Raw genomic sequence first — 865 nt, 5'->3', positions numbered from 1 at the left:
TCCGCCAGGCAGTCAACAACGAAGAATTCCACCTTGTCTTGCAGCCTATTGTTGATCTGGCCACTCCAGGGCTATGTTCGGAAGGAGAATGTCTCATTCGCTGGCATTCAAAAGTGCTGGGGTTTGTCCCGCCTGATAAATTTATTGCCCTTGCCGAAAGTACCGGGTTAATTTTACAAATTGGCCGGTGGGTTATTGAAACTGCCTGCCGTGAACTGTCGGATTTTATTCAACGAGGCGCGCCAGAGGATTTTAAGCTGCATATTAATATTTCGGGTATGCAACTGAAACATCCAGGCTTTTCCTCGCATCTTCATGACTGTATCAAACGCCATCACTTACGATCTGAAAATATCTGCGTCGAACTGACGGAAAGTATACTGGTTAATGATAGCGATTCGGGAAGGGTGATACACCTCCTTACAGAACTGAGACGACGAAACATCACGGTTGCACTGGATGACTTCGGGTCCGGTTATTCAAGCCTCTCCTACCTCCATCATCTGCCGTTTGACTGTCTTAAGATTGACAGGAATTTTGTCAAAGATGTTCTGGATAGTAAAAAAAGTGAGGCGATGGTCCAGTCTATCCTTGGTATTGCAAAAAATTTCCATGTTCCACTCGTCGCTGAAGGTATCGAAACGGCAGAGATGGGGTACAAGCTTCACGAACTAGGATGTGAAAAAGCGCAGGGTTACTTCTATGGCCGTCCGTCTCGCTTTGAGGAGTGGGACGTCGGGAACGGCGAGTTTAAGCTGAAGCCGGGTGTTTAATTTGGTTAAGCTTGTTAGTATCAGGATGTCGGGCGAGCTGGTTTCCCATAAACCAGGGGTGGTTTTTAAAATCCAGTTCGCCCGGTGTAGTT

General features: G+C 46.9%; 1 protein-coding gene. It reads left to right on the top strand.

Annotated elements, in window-relative coordinates; genetic code table 11:
• Positions 1 to 773, top strand: a 773-nt coding sequence (locus SIK69_RS08015; RefSeq protein WP_319785825.1) for a putative bifunctional diguanylate cyclase/phosphodiesterase, incomplete at its 5' end; no start/stop codon positions are given.
• Positions 774 to 865: the final 92 nt, after the last annotated feature.

Source organism: Scandinavium lactucae, assembly GCF_033843265.1.
GTDB lineage: Bacteria > Pseudomonadota > Gammaproteobacteria > Enterobacterales > Enterobacteriaceae > Scandinavium > Scandinavium lactucae.
Note: the sequence above shows the minus strand (reverse complement) of the source record. Positions and strands in the feature narration are given on the sequence as shown.